Origin of the sequence: Candidatus Velamenicoccus archaeovorus (assembly GCF_004102945.1) — a bacterium.
Lineage (GTDB): Bacteria > Omnitrophota > Gorgyraeia > Velamenicoccales > Velamenicoccaceae > Velamenicoccus > Velamenicoccus archaeovorus.
In genome coordinates, this window is sequence record NZ_CP019384.1 from 1,402,983 (window position 1) to 1,421,454 (window position 18,472).

General features: G+C 53.1%; 19 protein-coding genes and 3 tRNA genes. 3 read left to right on the plus strand and 19 right to left on the minus strand.

Features of this window, described 5'->3' with window-relative positions; genetic code table 11:
• The first annotated feature begins 1 nt into the window (after position 1).
• Complete coding sequence (locus BU251_RS06380; RefSeq protein ID WP_128700223.1) at positions 2-1,219, plus strand: glycoside hydrolase family 1 protein; 1,218 nt, start codon at positions 2-4, stop codon at positions 1,217-1,219.
• 26 nt (positions 1,220-1,245) lie between these two features.
• Here BU251_RS06380 and recR read toward each other — a convergent pair whose 3' ends face one another.
• Positions 1,246-1,848 carry a recombination mediator RecR gene (gene recR, locus BU251_RS06385; protein WP_128700224.1) on the minus strand — a complete coding sequence of 201 codons (603 nt, stop codon included), beginning with the start codon at positions 1,846-1,848 and terminating at the stop codon, positions 1,246-1,248.
• 2 nt (positions 1,849-1,850) lie between these two features.
• Complete coding sequence (gene dnaX, locus BU251_RS06390) at positions 1,851-3,515, minus strand: DNA polymerase III subunit gamma/tau (protein ID WP_128700225.1); 1,665 nt, start codon at positions 3,513-3,515, stop codon at positions 1,851-1,853.
• Positions 3,516-3,925: 410 nt separating this feature from the next.
• Here dnaX and BU251_RS06395 point away from each other — a divergent pair, with 410 nt between their 5' ends.
• The gene (locus tag BU251_RS06395; RefSeq protein ID WP_128700226.1) at positions 3,926-4,321 is read left to right on the plus strand and encodes a response regulator; all 396 of its coding nucleotides are present in this window, start codon (positions 3,926-3,928) and stop codon (positions 4,319-4,321) included.
• On the opposite strand, the gene BU251_RS06400 is transcribed toward BU251_RS06395, so the two are convergent.
• The 5 genes from BU251_RS06400 to BU251_RS06420 form a co-directional block, all read right to left on the minus strand.
• Entirely contained in the window at positions 4,293-4,535 is a 243-nt protein-coding gene (locus BU251_RS06400) for a hypothetical protein (RefSeq protein WP_128700227.1), read from the minus strand. The genes BU251_RS06395 and BU251_RS06400 overlap by 29 nt on opposite strands.
• A gap of 272 nt (positions 4,536-4,807) precedes the next feature.
• A tRNA-Ser gene (locus tag BU251_RS06405) sits at positions 4,808-4,896 on the minus strand.
• Positions 4,897-4,927: 31 nt separating this feature from the next.
• Entirely contained in the window at positions 4,928-5,356 is a 429-nt protein-coding gene (locus BU251_RS06410) for a hypothetical protein (RefSeq protein WP_128700228.1), read from the minus strand.
• A 17-nt stretch (positions 5,357-5,373) separates the two neighbouring features.
• Entirely contained in the window at positions 5,374-5,814 is a 441-nt protein-coding gene (tadA, locus tag BU251_RS06415) for a tRNA adenosine(34) deaminase TadA (protein ID WP_228767784.1), read from the minus strand.
• A 425-nt stretch (positions 5,815-6,239) separates the two neighbouring features.
• Positions 6,240-6,313: transfer RNA gene (locus BU251_RS06420), tRNA-Arg, on the minus strand.
• A 217-nt stretch (positions 6,314-6,530) separates the two neighbouring features.
• On the opposite strand from BU251_RS06420, the gene BU251_RS06425 reads away from it, so the two are divergent.
• On the plus strand, positions 6,531-7,538 hold the full coding sequence (locus BU251_RS06425; protein WP_128700230.1) for a serine hydrolase: 1,008 nt from the start codon (positions 6,531-6,533) through the stop codon (positions 7,536-7,538).
• Positions 7,539-7,612: 74 nt separating this feature from the next.
• Here BU251_RS06425 and BU251_RS06430 read toward each other — a convergent pair whose 3' ends face one another.
• The 12 genes from BU251_RS06430 to BU251_RS06485 all read right to left on the minus strand — a co-directional run bounded on the left by BU251_RS06430 (position 7,613) and on the right by BU251_RS06485 (position 18,427).
• Positions 7,613-8,947, minus strand: a complete 1,335-nt coding sequence (locus BU251_RS06430) for a spermidine synthase (protein WP_228767785.1) — start codon at positions 8,945-8,947, stop codon at positions 7,613-7,615.
• A complete protein-coding gene (locus tag BU251_RS09530) occupies positions 8,923-9,150 on the minus strand; it encodes a hypothetical protein (RefSeq protein ID WP_128700232.1) in 228 nt (75 codons plus the stop codon). Before BU251_RS09530 ends, BU251_RS06430 begins: the two co-directional genes overlap by 25 nt.
• An 84-nt stretch (positions 9,151-9,234) precedes the next feature.
• The gene (locus BU251_RS06440) at positions 9,235-9,498 is read right to left on the minus strand and encodes a hypothetical protein (protein ID WP_128700233.1); all 264 of its coding nucleotides are present in this window, start codon (positions 9,496-9,498) and stop codon (positions 9,235-9,237) included.
• 236 nt (positions 9,499-9,734) lie between these two features.
• A tRNA-Ser gene (locus BU251_RS06445) sits at positions 9,735-9,826 on the minus strand.
• Positions 9,827-9,965: 139 nt separating this feature from the next.
• Entirely contained in the window at positions 9,966-11,141 is a 1,176-nt protein-coding gene (tal, locus tag BU251_RS06450) for a transaldolase (RefSeq protein ID WP_164908897.1), read from the minus strand.
• A gap of 98 nt (positions 11,142-11,239) precedes the next feature.
• Positions 11,240-12,088, minus strand: coding sequence for a 2-oxoacid:ferredoxin oxidoreductase subunit beta (locus BU251_RS06455; RefSeq protein ID WP_128700235.1), 849 nt, complete (start codon positions 12,086-12,088; stop codon positions 11,240-11,242).
• A complete protein-coding gene (locus BU251_RS06460) occupies positions 12,088-13,824 on the minus strand; it encodes a 2-oxoacid:acceptor oxidoreductase subunit alpha (protein WP_164908898.1) in 1,737 nt (578 codons plus the stop codon). The genes BU251_RS06455 and BU251_RS06460 overlap by 1 nt, the downstream gene beginning before the upstream one ends.
• Before the next feature lie 216 nt (positions 13,825-14,040).
• On the minus strand, positions 14,041-14,217 hold the full coding sequence (locus BU251_RS06465; protein WP_128700237.1) for a tautomerase family protein: 177 nt from the start codon (positions 14,215-14,217) through the stop codon (positions 14,041-14,043).
• Positions 14,218-14,353: 136 nt separating this feature from the next.
• On the minus strand, positions 14,354-14,953 hold the full coding sequence (gene metW, locus BU251_RS06470) for a methionine biosynthesis protein MetW (protein ID WP_128700238.1): 600 nt from the start codon (positions 14,951-14,953) through the stop codon (positions 14,354-14,356).
• The gene (gene metX / locus BU251_RS06475) at positions 14,950-16,086 is read right to left on the minus strand and encodes a homoserine O-acetyltransferase MetX (RefSeq protein ID WP_128700239.1); all 1,137 of its coding nucleotides are present in this window, start codon (positions 16,084-16,086) and stop codon (positions 14,950-14,952) included. Before metX ends, metW begins: the two co-directional genes overlap by 4 nt.
• A gap of 17 nt (positions 16,087-16,103) precedes the next feature.
• The gene (cysK, locus tag BU251_RS06480) at positions 16,104-17,030 is read right to left on the minus strand and encodes a cysteine synthase A (RefSeq protein WP_128700240.1); all 927 of its coding nucleotides are present in this window, start codon (positions 17,028-17,030) and stop codon (positions 16,104-16,106) included.
• 98 nt (positions 17,031-17,128) lie between these two features.
• A complete protein-coding gene (locus BU251_RS06485) occupies positions 17,129-18,427 on the minus strand; it encodes an O-acetylhomoserine aminocarboxypropyltransferase/cysteine synthase family protein (protein WP_128700241.1) in 1,299 nt (432 codons plus the stop codon).
• Positions 18,428-18,472 lie beyond the last annotated feature (45 nt).

The window sequence follows — 18,472 nt, forward strand, 5'->3', positions numbered from 1 at the left end:
CATGATCAAATTTCCCGAGAACTTCTTATGGGGCGCTGCGGCATCGGCCTATCAGGTCGAGGGCGACAATATACATTCCGACTGGTGGCAATGGGAAAAAGATGCCGGCAAAGAAAATTCCGGACATGCCTGCCGCCACTATGAATTTTATGAAAGGGATTTCGACCTAGCAAAAAGCCTCGGACACAATGCCCACCGCTTCTCTATAGAATGGGGCCGCATCGAACCCAGGCGCTCGGAATTCTCGGAAGAAGCATTGCAGCATTATATCGACGTCGCGCTTTCTTTAAGGGCGCGCAATATCGAGCCGATTGCGACACTTCACCATTTTACCAACCCCATATGGTTTGCTGATTTAGGAGGATGGGAAGACAAGCGGTCTGTCGAGCTCTTCCTGCGATATTGCGAAGTCGTCGTGCGCGCCTTGGCCGATAGCGTGCATTATTGGATCACCATCAATGAACCTACGATATATGCATCCCACGCCTATATTTTTGGCGCATGGCCGCCGCAGGTAAAGTCAACCTTGAGGGCCAAAAGAGTTTACGACAACCTCTCGCTTGCGCATATCAAGGCCTACCAGCTTATACATAAAATATATAAAAAATCTGGGCACGCAGATCCGGCCGTGGGCATCTCGCAATATACGCAGGCATTTGTACCGTGTAAGCTGGACTTAAAAAACAGGTTTGCGGCATACCTGAGAGACAGAATATTCAATTTTAACTTTCTTGACAGGCTGGCAAAGCATAGAGCCATGGATTTTATAGGGGTCAATTATTATTTACGCCAATTAGTGGAGATTAAAAGACCGGGTGTCCATAACCTTTTTATGGACACCTGCGAGAACAACCATTATCCAGTCAAAAAAAATTCCCTCGGCTGGGATATTTACCCGAAGGGATTGGCGGACATTTTGCTAAAGCTGAAAAGATACCGCCTCCCTGTGATGATCACGGAAAACGGCATATGCACGCAGGACGATGGGCTGCGCTGGGAATTCATACATTCTCATCTGGAAAGCGTGCACCAAGCCATGAAAAAAGGTGCGCCTGTCATCGGCTATCTTTACTGGTCGCTTATGGATAATTTTGAATGGGATAAAGGTTTTGCGCCCCGCTTCGGATTGGTCGAGATAGACTACAATTCATCCAAAAGAACTGTCAGGGAAAGCGCAAAAAAACTCGCCGAGGTTTATAAGACGGGCATCTTAAAGTAAGTCCTGTCGGAGCTAAAAAGCCGGCTTTATATCTCCCGGCGCCCTTCCATGGCCCGCGCCAGGGTCGCGGGATCCGCGTATTCCAGGTTGGAACCCACGGGCAGGCCGATGCCGATGCGCATCACCTTGACGCCCAGGGGCCGCAGGAGTTTCGTCAGAAAGATAGCGGTGGCCTCGCCTTCCGTGTCGGAATCCGTGGCGATAACGACTTCACGCACCTCTCCTTTTTTGACGCGCGCGATCAGGCCGTCCACTTTAAGGTCGTGCGGCCCCCGGCCTTCCAAAGGAGAAATCGCGCCCAAGAGCACGTGATACGTGCCATGGAAATTCGCGCTGCGCTCGATGTTCTCGACGTCCTTGGGGCTTTCGACGACGCAGACGATCGTCTGGTCGCGCCTCAAGTCGCCGCAGATACTGCAGACGTCCGTCTCGCTGAAATTATTGCAGACGCTGCAAAACCGCACGCTCTCCTTGACCTTCGTGATCGCCTCAGTCAGGAGCGTCACATCTTCTTTGGAGGTGTCCAGCATGTGATAGACAATCCTCTGGGCGCTGCGGCGGCCGATACCCGGTAGTTTCATCAACTCTTCGATCAGCTTCTCTATCGTCGCAAGACTGTATCCGGCCATGGCTATTTTCCGACCACCTTCCCTTTAAAAAGGTCCATCGCCGATTTGAAAAACGGCGTCTCTTCAAAATGCGCTTCCTCTTTGGCCGCAGGCGCCAACCCCTGCACGATATCCAGCTTCAAACGCAGGCGCGCGCCGCAGACGCTCGCAATCGCTTCTTCGAGGACCTTCAGATTATCTTTATGCTCCAGGGTCTCCTTGAAAAATACGGCGGTCCTGGGAAAGCCTATCGTCAACAAGCCGTCCTCGCACCGCACAGGCGAGGCTTCGCGCAGATATGTCGAAACCGACATCTTGACTCCCGCCAAGTGGCGGATCAACCTATCCCAGCTGTTCTGCACGTCCTGCAGGGAGCAGGATTTTTCGGAGGAGACTTCGCCGGCTTCCATGGAAGATGACTGCAGGTGAAGACCGACGGATTTCTCTGGCGGGACGAATGAACTCAAACGGTTATCCGCCGAACCCCTCTCTTCCCTCAAAACAGAAAGAGGCTTTTTGACGGGCGGGGCTGCGGCCTTGACGACAGACGGGCCGGCATTCTCTTTGACCGGCCGCGGCAAAGGCTGCTCTTTTTTGGCGCTGCCGCCGGCCAGCTTGACGGCCAGTATTTCCAGCGGGATGCGCGTGGTGCTTAGCTTTCTCGACATCTCCTGCGCCGCAAAGATCTGGTTGATGGCCACCATGATGTCTGCCAACTCCATGCGCTGCGCCTGGGAAGAGATCTGCGCGATCAGCTCCGCGGGCAGATCCACGAGCTCCTCGCGGCCTTCCTTCATGATCTTGGCGACCATCAGGTTCCTGTAATGCTCCAGGAGGCCATCAAGAAAATAATTCATGTCTTTGCCTTTGGCGCTGATCTCCGCGATCAGGCGTAGCGCCGTCGGCGCGTCGCCGGCGCGGCAGGCATCCACAAATTTCAAAAAGACGTCCTCTTCGATGATGCCCAAGATCGAAATAACATCCTCAAGCTTGATGTCCTTCTGCGAAAAGGCGATCAACTGATCGAGGATGGATTCGGCATCGCGCATGCAGCCGTTGGCCGCCTTGGCGATGGCCAAAAAGACGTCTTCGCCGATGGGAAGCTTTTCATCGGCGGCGATCTCCTTGAGTTTTTCGATGACCTTGAGGTTCGGGATGCGGACGAAATCGAACCGCTGGCAGCGCGACAGGATCGTCGGCAATACTTTCTGGGGCTGGGTCGTGGCAAAAATGAACGTGACGAAAGACGGCGGCTCTTCAAGCGTCTTCAAGAGCGCGTTGAAGGCCTCCGGGGTCAGCATGTGGACTTCATCGATGATATAGACCTTGAACTTGCCGTTCAAGGGCGCAAATTTGACGTTCTCGCGCAGGGACCGGATCTCGTCGATGCCGCGGTTGGACGCGCCGTCGATCTCGATGACGTCCAGGCTGCGGCCCTCGGCGATCTCTTGGCAGGCCGGGCAAACCCCGCAAGGATGCTGGGTCGGCCCTTGCTGGCAATTTAAAGCCTTGGCTAAAATGCGCGCGCACGAGGTCTTTCCGACGCCCTGCGGCCCGGAGAAGAGATACGCGTGCGCCAGTTTGTTGGATTGGATGGCGCTCTTGAGGGTTTTGGTGATATGGTCCTGGCCGATGACTTCGTCAAAATTTTTCGGCCGCCACTTCCTGGCAAAAACGAGGTAAGACATCTTTTATGTGCATCCTAAAAGAGGAAGAGATCCGCGTCAAAAGTATTTCCAGTGTTCATTATACAGGATTCCGAAGATTTTTCAAGAAACGCTTCTCTCCTGCCAGGCGATTCTCAGGAAAAATCAGCAGAAAAAACAGCCGTAACGCAGAAAAATCAACAAACAACCCCTTGAAGCTTGCGCTACCTGCCTCGATGATGCATGCCCTTCCCTGAAAACAACCATAAGGCCATAACCTTGAAACAGTTACATTTATAAGGTATATTTTTATTAAAGGAAAAACGGGAGGCAGCTGGGCCATTCGTGAGGATGGGTCGTAAAAGAAATTGTTGATCGTTTTTCGCAATAACCTATTCTACGGTGAAGAATAGGTTTTTTTATTATGCGTATAAACGAAACAAGGGAGGGGTATGTTTTCCGGCGGCAAGGTGGTCCTCATTGTCGATGACGATCCGGGCATTGTCCAGGCGCTCAGAGCCATCCTGGAACGGCACGGCTGCCGGACCTGCATTGCCATGGACGGCAAAGAAGCGCTGGAAAGGATCGACGAGAGGAAACCCGATCTGATCATCCTCGACCTCTGGCTTCCCGAGGTTCCCGGCGAAATAGTCTGCAAGATCATCAGAAAAAACGAAAAATTCAAGAACATCCCCATCATCATGGTAACGGCGAAATGTTCGGATGTAGACCGCGTCATCGGCCGCGTGATAGGCGCCGATCGCTATGTGAACAAACCGGTTGATGCGATGGCGCTCTTGAAGATCGTTCAGGACACCCTCAACAGCCGCAGCGGCATCCACCATTGACTTCGCCTGAGACCGCCAGAGATACCACCGTCTTATGACCATCCTTTTTTCTAAAAAAATCAAAGCGCCTGATGATTCCCGTTGTCCATAAATACGTGATGAGCGCGACCAGGGCGATCAGAAAAAACAAACACCCCACGCGCACGGCGTACTTCAAGACGACGAGAAAAATAACGATGAGCGCAATGATCGCTATGATCCTGGCAAAGTCCAAGGAAACTCCTATAAATGAGGAACGGCAGGATTCAAGCAGCGGCTTTCCGACGTTCGCCGGAAGAAGAACATCGGAACATCCATGAAAAGCAACGCCGGAGCCCCTGGCTCCGGCATCCCTGTCTGCCTTGACTGAAAGGGACGGCAGGCGAGCTTTTCGCCGCCTCGGCCTCGACCTTGGCCGTAGGCCAGGGCGGGAAAAAACATACACTAAGGTACGGCGCCGGAGCCAGAGGCTCTGGCATCCGCCTTTTGTCGCGAAGGGCGACAAAATGGCGGAGAGGGAGGGATTCGAACCCTCGAACCTTTTGGGTTACGCGCTCTCCAGGCGCGCGCGCTAAACCGGGCTACGCGACCTCTCCGTTTAATTGCACATCCCGAAAGTTTTCCAAGTCAATATAAAAAACTTCTAATCAAAGCATCAAGCTTCTGAAAAGCTTCCTTGCTATGGTAACGCAACTTAAAAGTGCCGTTTGGATTCGGCCTGTATTTACTATTCTTTGCTTGAAATACAATCGTTTTATTAAAATTTCCCAAAGGAATGCCGCTTATTCGCGACCACTTTTTCTCTAGCTTTATTTTATGAATATCGTTGTATATAAAAAGCTGTCCCTTTAATCGGACCCTGTCAATCTTGATAATTTTGTTTAAAAATTCTGCGAACAGACTGATAATTTTAAAATTACTGTTTGTAAATTCAATAGCCCAATAGTAAACATTTTTTCTTCTCTTATCCTTGCGTAATTGGGTTCCCTCGCAACAATATAATATGGCTCCGATAATAGACAACTCTCTTTTGCTGAACTTACGCTTAATATTCATCCCCCCATTTTACGATATTAATTATTCTTCGCTCTCTGCTTCCTAAAAAAATCCTGCAGCAAACCGGCGCATTCCTGCTCCAGGACCCCTCTCTTCACTCTGATCCGGTGGTTCAATTTTGCGTGATGGAGGATATTAAGGACCGAGCCGCCGGCGCCGGTCTTTGGGTCCGATGCGCCGAAAACAACGCGGTCGATACGTGAAAGGACAAGGGCCCCGGCACACATGCTGCATGGCTCTATCGTCACATAAAGGGCGCAATCTTTCAACCATTTAGCACCCAGATGATTGGTGGCCTGCGTCACGGCGATCATCTCTGCATGGGCTGTCGGATCCTTCAAAAGCTCCACCTGGTTCCACCCCCGGCCGATGATATGATTTTTGTGAACGACGATGGCCCCGACAGGGACATCCTCTGAATCGGCCGCTTTGTCCGCTTCCTTCAAGGCATACCTCATGAAATATTCATCGGAGAACATGGAATAAAAAGGAAGGTTAAGAAGCCGAAACCGCCCCTGCTTCAACCGCGATATTGATCCTTCGCAAAATTATGGAAAACAAACCTCGGTTTGCTCAAGACAAATCTTTGCTGCGCAAAAATTTAGTGCGCCCAAGAGGATTTGAGTCTCGCTTCGGCCTTCGGCCGGTCTCGACACCGGGCCGCTCACCTTCTCGCGGCCCCGCTAAACGGTCGGACTTACTCGTCCGACCAGCGGCCTCCGGTTCAAATCCTCTTGAAAAAAGTGCGCCCAAGAGGATTTGAGTCTCGCTTCGGCCTTCGGCCGGTCTCGACACCGGGCCGCTCACCTTCTCGCGGCCCCGCTAAACGGTCGGACTTACTCGTCCGACCAGCGGCCTCCGGTTCAAATCCTCTTGAAAAAAGTGCGCCCAAGAGGATTTGAACCTCTAACACCTAGCTCCGTAGGCTAGTGCTCTATCCAGTTGAGCTATGGGCGCAGGGTTACTATTTTAATATCCACAAGCTTTTCTGACAAGCGTAATTTAAGTGACGCTCCTACGGCAGAGGCTGACGACTTTTTTGCCTGCGGAACTCCGACGATCCTTCGGATGCCGGCACTCCGATCCAGAAGGCCCTGACAGAAGCCGAGAACCTTCTGGCGTCGGAGTAATTATTATCTTGCATTTAGCGCAGAAATAAGGTACCTTTCTATCTATGAAACAGCGCCTTCAATACCCCATCCATAACAGGAGGGGCAAATATCTTGCCCTCCTCCTTTCTTTTATCGTCGGGATATTGTCCGGGATATCCGGTCAAATCCTTCTCAACAAATACCTGCGGAACAAAGGGCCAACCTTCCAGGAAATCCGCAAAGGGGGCTACGCCTTCATCAGTCCGCTGATCGACTGCGAAACCCAGGAGGTCATGCCGGAGCTTATCAATTTCAGGAAGAAGATAGCGGATGCCGTGCGCAGGCTGCTGGACAACAAGGAAGCGCTCGATATCAGCATTTATTTTCGCGACCTGAATAACGGCCCCTCGTTTTCCATCAACGAAAACAAAGGATTTTCTCCCGGAAGCCTGTTGAAAATCCCGGTCATGATGGCTTACTTCAAAAAAGCGGAAACCGACCCGGATATCCTGAAAAAGACGCTGACGTATCAAGCGAAGCCGACAGACAACGTGGTATTCTTTGAGCCTGCCCAAAAACTGAAGTCGGGCGAGTCGTATACCATAGAAGAATTGATCCGAAGAATGATCATTTATTCTGACAATGAAGCAGCAAGCCTGCTGGTTGAAAACGACAAGACCACCTTCAGCTCTGTCCAAAAAAACCTGGGTATCGAATACTGGGAATACGACCAGCCGCCAGGAACGATGCGCGACAGATCCTACGCCTCTCTCTTCAGGGTCCTCTTTAACGCTTCATATCTCAATGCCGCCCTGTCGGAGAAGGCCTTGGAGCTCTTGAGCGAAACCCAGTTTCCGTTTGGCTTGAGGGCTGGGGTCCCGGCAGAAATCAAGGTCGCCCACAAGTTCGGCGAACGCGGCGAAGGCCTGGTCTTATACCTGCACGACTGCGGCATTATTTATTATCCCCGCCACCCCTATCTTCTCTGCATCATGACAAAGGGGGGCAGCATGAAAAGCCTCGACAAGATCATCCAGGAAATCTCGCGCCTTGTCTATGAGGAAGTGGACAGGCAAGCCTCCGCCTCTTAAACTTCTTTCCTTCTGTCTCGGCGAAAAAATCGAATCCTGTCAGCCCATGCAAGCGGCGGCTGATGCACGGCCAATCAATAAACAAATTTCGCATACAGGTGTTCGACGGGAGCAAAATCGTCCGTCAGAAGGCAGGCATCCTCCCTTTCGGCCTCTGAGACATCACGGGAAAACCGTGCGCACTCCGCCAGGCGGGGCACCTTGATGCGTCCCGAGCGCGCTTGGCCGTCGAGAAGATCGTATAATTCCTGGAATTCCAATCTCTCCCTTTGGCGGCTCGCCACCATAATGATGTTCATAGGCCTGGCCTTGTCCTGCGGAAGATCAGAAAGAACGCCCGGAAAAACATACACCTGCGCGAACACCGATGCCATGGTTTTATAAACGGAACGGAACAGCGCGCCACCGGCCCCCTCCAGGGGGCTGATCAGATTAAAAGCAACCGCGCCGTCTTCTTCAAGCTTTTCATTTACCTCCGAAAAAAACTCCCTCGTCAAAAGGTGAAAAGGCACGTGGCCGCCCGCGTTGAATACGTCGATGACCACGACATCGTATTTTTCTCTCGTCTTCTGGACGAACCTCCTGCCGTCATCGACATAAGTCCGAAGCCGGGGCGCGGGAAAAAAGAAAAAGTAATCACGGCTGGCCTTGATGACCGAAGGATCGATCTCCACGACATCGATCTCGGCATCCGCATAATCGCACAAATAATTCCTCGGCGCGATCCCCCCGCCGCAGCCGATAAACAACACCCTTTTCATTTTCGGAGAGAAGGCCACCGGAAGATGCAACAGGCTTGTCGTGTTGTGGATGGAGCCGTATGGAACAGACAACGTGATGCCCGACTGTTCAATCCGATTGTCGAAACGCAGCTTTCGTATGCCCGCGGCCGGCTCATCGGTAACAACAAGATGGTTATAGAAGGACCCTTTCTGGAAAACAATCACTTCGCCCGGGGAGGTTTCGACGAGCTGAGGCAAGGGGACTGTCACAAACAGCCAGGGCAGGGCAAAAACGGAAAGAGACGCCAGGCGCACGGGGCGGGCCGGCATCGTCAAAAAAACGACCGCGGAAACCAAAAGCAGAACAGAGCCCAATACAATAAAAATAGAAAATACTCCCAGGTGTCCGATCAGGAAAAAAGCCGTAAAGAGCGTGCCCAAGACATTGCCGGCCGTCGACCAGGCGTAAAGCTCCCCCGTCACGTTACCGACGTTGGCGATATTTTTGACGCTGAATTTGACGGCAAAGGGAGATATGATGCCCAAGATGAAACTCGGCAAAAAGAAGATCAGGCAAGAAGAGACCAAAGACCCCAGCCTGTCTCCGATCTGAAAAAGAAGCATCTTGTTGACGGGGCCGGAAACAAAAGGGACGGCAATGGTCAAAAGCCCGGCCCCCAGCAGCAAGGCCGCCCAGAGGGCATAAGAAGGTTTCCTGTCCGCCAGACGCCTCCCACGTAATAACCGCAGGCCAACGCCGTCAATAAAACACTGATGAGGCTGGACCAAACAAAGATCGTGCTGCCGTAATACGGCGCCAGAGCCCTGCTGGCGGCGATCTCCAGACTCATGAGAACGCCTCCGGCAATAAAGACAACGCCCTTAATCAAAAAAAATCTCATATGCAGAAGTATCGGAGAGACAACCTGAAGAGATGGACCCGTCATCAAATAATCAACCGGTTCTTTTCAGAATCAAAAGAAAAAGGCGTTCCGCGTGTTGAGGGCCGCCAAGACCGCAAAGAGAGGACCAAAAATGGAATGGTTCCTGTGGATCCAATCATTGATAAAATCGACCTTGCCTTCCAGGACGGTCACATAGATCCTCGAGTTGAATTCCAACCCAAGAAATTCTTCGATCGAGCGGAAGAGATGAGGCGAAAGCATGAAAATCAAGCTCAAGACCGTTGCTAAGGCCGAAAAAACAACCAAGAGGGTTTTAAAAATCGCATACGACATGCTTGTTTACCTTGCTGAAAAAATTAGCGGACGACTGACATCGAGTTTTTCGAATATGAATGCCATAGTTTTTGAAAATCGATAATCGAGAATTGACCGCGGTCGAGAATTTTCCACGATCAAATTTCGATTCTCGATTGCTCCGCCAAAATTTGCAGAGCAAATTTTGGCGGACCCATTTGCAACAGAACTCAAGGGACCACGAATCGAACCCCAAGGGTTCGAATTGGTATCAATGGCGGAGAGACAGGGATTCGAACCCTGGGGCCCAGTTGCCCAGGCCAACTGCTTAGCAGGCAGCTCCGTTCAACCACTCCGGCATCTCTCCGAGAAATTTTCCGACAAGGAAAATTTCGAGGACACTAAAGCGAACACGACGCATAAGCGCCGCGACCCGGCAAGGGCCGCAGCGAGCGATAGCGTCTTTTTATTATATCAAAGCCGCAAAGAGCTAACGGTGCGAACACTCAACCCATCTTCTTTTTCAACGTGTCCAAAAGCGACCGGAACGAATTCTCAAAAGCCTTGAGGCCTTCCACCTGCGTATCACGACAAACCGCATCAAGATTCGCACCGAATTGCGCCACCTTGGCCAGCCAAACAACCACCTCTTCCAGCTCGCTTTCCAAAGAAAGCCCCAGGCGGCCGTGATCCTCATAAGCCAAGACTGTCTGGTGCGGCATCGTGTTGACCGTCTGGGGACCAATCAGGTTATCCACATAAAGACAATCGCTATAAGCCGGGTTCTTCGTGCTTGTGGAGGCCCACAAAGGCCTTTGGACCCGCCCCCCCCTGGTCTTGATATCTCCAAATCTGTCGTCGGAAAACAATTGCTTGAACCGCTGGTAGATCAGTTTGCAGTTTGCGATCGCAATCTTGCCTTTAAGATCCCTGATGGCGTCTTTCCTGCCGAGATCCATCTCTCTGGCCATGATCACGTCCAAGAGACTATCCACCTTCGAGTCGATCCGACTCACAAAAACACTGGCGACGGAAGCGACGCGCGAAACATCTTCGCCCATCCGTATCCTGTCGCGCAGGCCGTCCTGGTAAGCCTGGGCTATGAGTTCATATTGCTCCTGAGAAAAAAGAAGGGTCACATTGACGTTAATGCCCTCGGCAATAAGCGCACGGATCGCATCGGGGCTCGATGCCGTCCCGGGGACCTTGATCATGATGTTTTGCCGGCCGATCTTTTTAAAAATATGCCTGGCGTATTCGATGGTCTTGTAGGCATCGTGGGCGTATTCCGGCAGGACTTCGATGCTGACATAGCCGTCCACGCCCTGCGTCGTCTCATAGACGCCCGCCAAAAGGGCGGCGGCGTCACGGACATCATCCGTCGTCAACTCATCATAGATGGCATAAAGGTCTTTGCCGGCGTCTTTGAGGCGCCGGATCTTGTCGTCATAGATGTCGCTCGACCCGACGGCCTTTTCAAAAATCGTGGGATTAGAAGTCACACCCACGATCCCCCTGTCAATGAGGCTTTTGAGCTCACCGCCGTCGATAAGACGACGGTCGATGTTGTCATACCAAGGGCTTTGGCCCATCTGGTAAAGTTTTCTCAACTTGCCGTTTTTATATTCCATGGTCGAAATAGGGGCTGCAGGACGTAGCCGCCGGAATACCTTCCTTCGCACAAGAGGCATTCTGAAAGCAGGACAAAGCGGATAGGCTTAAAAGCTATCCCATTTTACTGCTGAGGTGCGTTTTTTTGAAGTTTTTTTTCAAAAAAGACTTAGAAAAATTCCTGGAGAATCTGAGTGAGCTTGGAGGGATCGGGCCCCTGGGAAAGAATGGATTTTTCAGCCATCAGGCCGCAGGCGTCCTCATAAGCCGGGCGGCCATCGCGGTAGATGACACCCACCGGAATGGCATCTCCCCACTGGAGGGCCTTTTCAAAAGCCAGGGCCTTATTGTGAGCATCGTAATCCTGGGGTAACGGCTGGATCCTGTGTTTATACCAGGCGAAGTTATTCTTTTTATTGAAAGTCACGCACGGCTGGAGCACATCGACGAGCGAAAACCCTTTAAAGGCAACAGCTTGCTGGATCATGGAAGACAGATGAGCCTTGTCCCCAGAAAAACTGCGCGCCACAAACCCGGCGCCCAAGGCGATCGCCATCGCCAAAGGATGCACGGGTTCGTTGATCACGCCATGAGGCTGGACCTTTGTAACAAAACCAAGATCGCTGGTCGGCGAAGCCTGCCCTTTTGTCAAACCATAGATCTGGTTATCATGAACGATCACCGTGATATCGATATTGCGCCTGATGGCGTGGATGAAATGGTTCCCGCCTTCGCCATAGATGTCGCCGTCTCCGGAGGTCACGATGACATGGAGGTCTTTGTTCGCCAGCTTGATCCCTGTAGCGGCGGGGATGGCGCGGCCGTGCAGTCCGTTGAAAAAATTGCAATTCAGATATTGCGGCTCCTTGGCGGCCTGACCGATACCGGAGACAAAAACCGTCTTATGCATATCGATATCCAGCTTGACCAGGGCGTCTTTTAAGGCGTCGAGAATGCCAAAGTTCCCGCATCCGGGACACCATGCTGTTTCAAAATTTCCGAGGTCTTCAGGGCGCATCAGCGTCGCCCTCCTTTCTTGCGAAGATCCTTGTAGGCGTCAACGACCTCCCGCGCGGTAAACGGCAGCCCATTGTACTTGGAGATACGCCGATCCATGACGACACCGGTTGTGCGCGTGATGAGGTTCGCCAACTGGCCTGTAAAATTATTCTCCGCGACAACGGCCAGCCGCACCTTTTTCAAAAAGTCAAAATGTCTCTTGTCCATCGGCCAGAGATCCTCAAAATGCGCCAAGGCGACGCTGACGCCGTCTGCCTGAAGGGCGTCGACAGCCTCCTTCAATGCGCCGTATGTCGAGCCCCATCCCACCAGGACTTCTTTGGCATTCCTGGGGCCGTACCAAGAAGGCCCCTTGAGCTCCCGCAACAAACCTTTCATCTTGCGATTTCTCTTCTCGACCATACGGGGCCGCATCTCGTCTAAGTCTTCCGTGATCCGGCCGTACTCGTCGTGTTCATCGCTGTCGGCAGCAACAAAACAATAAGGATTCCCCGGCAGGGCGCGTGGAGAGACGCCGGACGGCGTCAGAAGAAAACTCTTATAGTCTTTGGCCTGCCCCAACTCTCCTTCGGCCATAAGATAACGCTGAATACGTATTTTCTCAGGATGCAAGGCGTCGATCGCTGCAAAAGAATCCGCCAAAAGCTGATCTGTGAGTATGATGACAGGAATGCGGTATTTATCCGCGAGATTGAAAGCACGTGCCGTCGCGTAGAAACATCCTTCAATGTCCGCCGGCGCCATCACCACACGCGGGAACTCGCCGTGGCCCGCGTGGATGGCAAAAAGCAGGTCTTCCTGCGCGGTTCTTGTCGGCAAACCCGTGGCAGGCGCCGGACGTTGGGCGAGAACGACGACGATAGGCGTCTCGACCATGCCCGCCAGGCTCAGGCCCTCGATCATCAGGGCAAAACCGCCGCCGCTGGAAGCGGTCATGGCGCGTACGCCGGCAAAAGAGGCCCCGACGGCCATATTGATCGATGCGACCTCGTCTTCAGACTGCTCCACGACAATATGGCACAACTCCGCCTTGGACGCCAGATACGTCATGATCCCCGTCGATGGACTCATGGGATAAGCAGAAATAAACTGGCATCCCGCGGTCAGGGCGCCAAGGGCAACAGCCTCGCTTCCGCCGACAAGCATCTTCGGCTTTCCGGCAGGCCGGCTGACATCCGTCGTTTTTACGGCAGGGGTCAGCTTGCGCGCGAAATCATACCCCGCGCGGGCAACCTTGACGTTTGTCTCTCCGGTCTCTTTGTCTTTTTTACCGAAGCTCTGCACCAAGAACGCAAAAAACTCCCCGGAGTCAAAATTCAAGAGCCCCAGGACCAGCGACGCGGCAACGGTATTGACCATGAGCTTATTGCCGCCGGCCTTCGATGCCAACTCGGCCATGGGCACATCCAGCATGCGGCCCGCCCCGGCGGGAAACGCGGCCTGTCTTGAATCAAAAATCACGATAGAGTCTTTGCCGAGCTCTTTTAAATGGCAGGAACTTTCCGTATCGAGGGCGACGAGGATGTCGGTTTTGAGAGAAGGACTATGGACAGGATGATCCGCAATGCGGATCGCAAACCAGTTGTGCCCGCCCCTGACGCGGGACTGGACGACCTGGTTGGCAAAAACATGATAACCTTTACGCGCGAAAAGACGAGACAGAAGGCCGCCGATGGCCTGGAGCCCCTGGCCCGCCTCGCCGGCAATCTTGATCGTCAGGTCGACGTTAGACATAAATGAACCCTGAAGCCCCACGGACATAACCTCGCCCGCACAAGCGGACAGACTCCGTAAGTTATGGCCTCCCTGAAAATTACCTCTTTCTACCCCGATTCGCCAAAGACGCTTCGTGAATTTTTTCAAAATTCACTTCGTTGGCGAACGGGGTTAATTCGGCCGGATAACTTACGTCGCTCGTCCTGCGGACAGACTCCGTAAGTTATGGCCTCATTAAAAGAACTTTTCCCCTTGCGCCCAGTTGGCACCATCCACCTCATCAATGACAAGATATGTGGCTTCCTTGGGTTTGTTGGCGACGCGCAAGAGTGTATCCGAAAACTCCTTGGCGATCTTTTCTTTCTGTTCGCGGGACAGCTTCCCGACGACCTTCAAGTTGATGTACGGCATTGCGTCCTCTCTTTATTTGCAAGAACACAGGGGGTGGACAAAAAAGGCGCGCCTGCCCCGGTCCCTGCTTGCTTTATAGCATATCTCAAACGCGATGGCGGAGGAAAAACCGGACCCCGCCGATATCGAACCGCTCCTATGACGAAGAGTGGATAACAAAAATAGCGCTCAGGGCAAAGAGGTTCGGCCAGATCCGAACCAGGCGACGGCGGCCCAGATAGTAGGTGTGGAGGATGCGGATGTTCTTTTCGTCGCAGAAATTCCTGAAATCGCTGATACTCAAGAAATGAAGATTCGGCGTGTTATACCAACGATATGGCAACGAGGGCGTCACCGGCGTCTCCCCCAGGAAGAAAAGCCGCAGCCGCGCGCCGACATACGCGAAGTTAGGAAACCCGACGATGACGTTCTTGCCGACGCGCAGGGCCTCCTTGAGGACAAAATCGACTTTCCTGGTCTCCTGCATGCTCTGGTTCAGGATCACGTAGTCGAAAGATTTGTCGGGATATTCGATAAGACCCGAGTCGATATCGCTGTGAAAGACACTCAGCCCCTTCTCGACGCACCTGTAAATCGCCTCTTCCGAAAGCTCTATTCCCTGGACATGCGCCCCCTTCTCCTTGGCCAGGAAATAAATAAGGTCTCCCTCGCCGCACCCCAAATCCAGGACCCTCGAGCCGGGCTCCACGATCTGATAAATGATCTTATGATCCAGACGGACGGTATTGAATGTCATCTGACGTTGTACCCCTTATAGGTCTTGTCCAGGAAGTGCTTGATCAGATGCGTCTCTTCCTCAATTTCAAGCAGGAACGCATCGTGGCCGTAGGTGGAATTGATCTCACAATACGTGGCGTCGGCATGCCTTCGCTTCAGCTGACGAACGATCTCCTGGGACTGGTATAAAGGATAGAGCCAGTCCGAACGAAAGGCAATCACGAGGAAACGCGTCTCGGCCCGGCGCTCGGCCGGGATCAGCGAGTCCCCCGCGACATCGAAATAATCCATGGCCTTCGTGATGTACAAATACGAGTTGGCATCAAAACGTTTGACAAAGTTATCCCCGCGATACCGCAGATATCCTTCCACCTCAAAATCCGTCTTGAACTGGAAGCTGTAATCCTTCTCTTTGAGACGACGGGAAAATTTTTCCTCCATGGACTTATCGCTCATATACGTGATGTGACCGATCATACGGGCCACAGCCAGCCCTCTCTCCGGCTGTCCGTGGCCGTAATAGTCGCCCTCCCGCCATTCAGGGTCTGCCATGACGGCCTGCCGGCCGACCTCGTCGAAGGCGATCTGTTGCGGCGAATGCTTCAGGGCCGTCGCTATCGGAATGGCACATCGCACGCGTTCAGGGTAGGAAGCGACCCATTGAAGCACCTGCATACCTCCCATGGAACCGCCGCAGACACAAAGAAGCCTGCCAATGCCAAGGTGATCAATCAAATACCGCTGGGCATTCACCATGTCGCCGATGGTAATAACGGGAAAATCAAGACCGTAAGGCTTGCCTGCGGCCGGGTTGATCGAGGACGGCCCCGTGGACCCTTTGCAGCCGCCGATGACATTGGAACAGATCACGAAATATTTGTCCGTGTCAAAGGCCTTGCCGGGACCGATCATGGCATCCCACCATCCCGGATCCTCGTCTCCGGGATGGAACCCGGCCGCATGGGCGTCGCCCGACAATGCATGGCAGATCAGGACCGCGTTGCTTTTGTCGGCATCGAGCCTGCCGTAAGTCTCATAGGCCAACGTGATGGGCCCAAGCTTCTGACCGCCTTCGAGCAAAAGCTCGTGCGGCGATTCGGCAAAAGTCGCATATCGAGTCTCAACGTTCCCTAAGCTCTTCTTCTTATCCATCCTTTGTCTTTCTGCTCTTATTCATGGAACAACCACGTCGACAAATATCTTTCGCCCGTATCAGGCAGGATCACGACGATCGTCTTGCCTCTCGATTCTTTTCTCCTGGCAACCTCCAATGCCGCCCACATGGCGGCACCGCTGGATATCCCGACAAAAATCCCCTCTTCTTTTGCCAGGCGGCGGGCCACAACGCCGGCCTCCTCATGGGAGACTGTCATGACCTCATCAATAATCTCCTTGTCCAACACCTGCGGGACAAACCCGGCGCCGATCCCCTGGATCTTGTGCGCCCCTGGTTTTCCGCCGGAAAGGACAGGCGAATCCTTAGGCTCCAATCCTATGACTTTAACAGATGGTTTTCTTTTTTTCAAGACCTCGCCGACGCCCGTGACCGTACCCCCCGTGCCGATGCCGGCAATGAACACATCGACTTGCCCGTCCGTATCGTTCCATATCTCTTCTGCCGTCGTGCGGCGATGGATCTCGGGGTTCGCCGGATTATTGAACTGCTGCGGCATAAAACTGTCGGTTAGCGTGCGGGCCAACTCTTCGGCCTTTTCTATGGCGCCCTTCATGCCCTTTGCGCCGTCAGTCAATACGAGTTCTGCGCCAAGGATCTTGAGCATCTGCCGGCGTTCGATACTCATCGTATCCGGCATGGTCAAGATAAGCCGGTATCCTTTGGCTGCCGCTACAAAAGCCAGGGCGATCCCTGTGTTGCCGCTCGTCGGCTCGACGATAACAGAACCTTTCTTCAGCTTGCCTGCTTTCTCTGCGGCCTCGATCATGGCGCAGCCGATCCTGTCCTTGACGCTGGAAAGGGGATTAAAAGATTCTACTTTCGCCAGGATCGCGGCTTCAAGGCCGGCGCCCAGTTTATTGATGCGGACCAGCGGCGTGTGGCCGATAGTCTTGGTGATATCATCGTATATTCTAGACATAAATGCCCCCTGCTTCAGAGAACAGAGGACAGAACACAGGGAACAGACAAAAAAATCTGTACTCTGTCCTCCGTTTTCTGTGCTCTTCAATTTATTTTTTATCTGGTTTTTTCCAGCGCTTGTTCAATATCCGCCAAGATGTCATCGATGTGCTCGATGCCGATGGAAAGACGGATGAAATCCGGGGTCACGCCCGTCGCCAGCTGCTCTTCTGAGCTGAGCTGCTGGTGCGTCGTCGTTGCCGGATGGATCGCCAGGGTCTTGGCGTCCCCGATATTGGCCAGATGTGAAATCAGCTCCAGACTGTTGATGAACTTTTTTCCGGCCTCAAGCCCGCCCTTGATGCCGAAACCGATGATCGCGCCCGCGCCCTTGGGCAGATACTTTTTGGCGCGTGCCTTTTCAGGGCTCGAGTCGAGGCCCGGATAGTTGACCCACGAAACCCTGGGATGTTTTTCCAAAAATTTCGCCACGGCCAGCGCATTCTCCGAATGCCGGATCATCCGCAAGGGCAGGGTCTCCAAGCCCTGCAGGTGCAAAAACGAGTTGAACGGCGAAATCGCCGGTCCCAGGTCCCGCAGCAAGGTGACGCGCGCCTTGATAATATAGGCAATATTCCCCAAGGGTTTGAGCGCTTCAACAAAATCGATCCCGTGATAACTCGGATCAGGACCTGCGATCAGCGGGAATTTGCCGCCTCGGGTCCAGTCGAATTTTCCGGAATCAACGATGAGGCCGCCGAGGGAAGTCCCATGTCCGCCGATAAACTTGGTCGCAGAATAGACGACGATATCCACCCCGAAATCGATCGGACGCAACAGATACGGCGTCGCCGTATTGTCCAGGACAAAAGGCACGCCGTTTTTGTGCGCGACGGCCGCAATACCCTCAAGATCTGTAACATCCAGCTTCGGATTGCCGACAGATTCCGCATAGACGGCCTTGGTCTTAGGCGTGATCGCCTTCTCGAACGCCTTCAGGTCGTTGGATTTGACGAATTTAACCATAATGCCGAGACGCTTGAAGGTGTAGTGGAAAAGCGTGTATGTGCCGCCATAGAGGTTATCGGCTGAAACGATCTCATCCCCTGTCTGGGCGATATTCAAGAGCGCCAGCGTTATGGCTGACTGGCCGCTGGCAACAGCCAGGGCCCCGGCGCCGCCGTCCAAGAGCGCAATGCGCTTTTCAAAGACATCGGTCGTCGGATTCATGAGGCGCGTGTAGATATTGCCGAACTCTTTTAAGGCAAAGAGATTAGCGGCGTGTTCCGTGCTCTTGAATTGATAAGACGTCGTCTGATAGATCGGGACAGCCCTAGAGCCCGTGGTGGGGTCGGATTCCTGCCCGCCATGGAGCGCCAGGGTCTCGATTTTTAATCTTTCCTCATGTTTCGCCATCGCAAACCTCCCGCGTTCTGCTGATTTTCCTATTATCCCTAAAAC

Bases quoted from the DNA above. Each gene is read 5' to 3' on its own strand.
- BU251_RS06425 (WP_128700230.1), top strand. From the start codon at position 6,531: ATGAAACAGCGCCTTCAATACCCCATCCATAACAGGAGGGGCAAATAT.
- BU251_RS06460 (WP_164908898.1), bottom strand. From the start codon at position 13,824: ATGTCTAACGTCGACCTGACGATCAAGATTGCCGGCGAGGCGGGCCAG.
- cysK (WP_128700240.1), bottom strand. From the start codon at position 17,030: ATGTCTAGAATATACGATGATATCACCAAGACTATCGGCCACACGCCG.
- BU251_RS06485 (WP_128700241.1), bottom strand. From the start codon at position 18,427: ATGGCGAAACATGAGGAAAGATTAAAAATCGAGACCCTGGCGCTCCAT.
- metX (WP_128700239.1), bottom strand. From the start codon at position 16,086: ATGGATAAGAAGAAGAGCTTAGGGAACGTTGAGACTCGATATGCGACT.
- metW (WP_128700238.1), bottom strand. From the start codon at position 14,953: ATGACATTCAATACCGTCCGTCTGGATCATAAGATCATTTATCAGATC.
- BU251_RS06395 (WP_128700226.1), top strand. From the start codon at position 3,926: ATGTTTTCCGGCGGCAAGGTGGTCCTCATTGTCGATGACGATCCGGGC.
- dnaX (WP_128700225.1), bottom strand. From the start codon at position 3,515: ATGTCTTACCTCGTTTTTGCCAGGAAGTGGCGGCCGAAAAATTTTGAC.
- BU251_RS06465 (WP_128700237.1), bottom strand. From the start codon at position 14,217: ATGCCGTACATCAACTTGAAGGTCGTCGGGAAGCTGTCCCGCGAACAG.
- BU251_RS06455 (WP_128700235.1), bottom strand. From the start codon at position 12,088: ATGCGCCCTGAAGACCTCGGAAATTTTGAAACAGCATGGTGTCCCGGA.
- BU251_RS06440 (WP_128700233.1), bottom strand. From the start codon at position 9,498: ATGTCGTATGCGATTTTTAAAACCCTCTTGGTTGTTTTTTCGGCCTTA.
- recR (WP_128700224.1), bottom strand. From the start codon at position 1,848: ATGGCCGGATACAGTCTTGCGACGATAGAGAAGCTGATCGAAGAGTTG.
- tadA (WP_228767784.1), bottom strand. From the start codon at position 5,814: ATGAGGTATGCCTTGAAGGAAGCGGACAAAGCGGCCGATTCAGAGGAT.
- BU251_RS06410 (WP_128700228.1), bottom strand. From the start codon at position 5,356: ATGAATATTAAGCGTAAGTTCAGCAAAAGAGAGTTGTCTATTATCGGA.
- BU251_RS06380 (WP_128700223.1), top strand. From the start codon at position 2: ATGATCAAATTTCCCGAGAACTTCTTATGGGGCGCTGCGGCATCGGCC.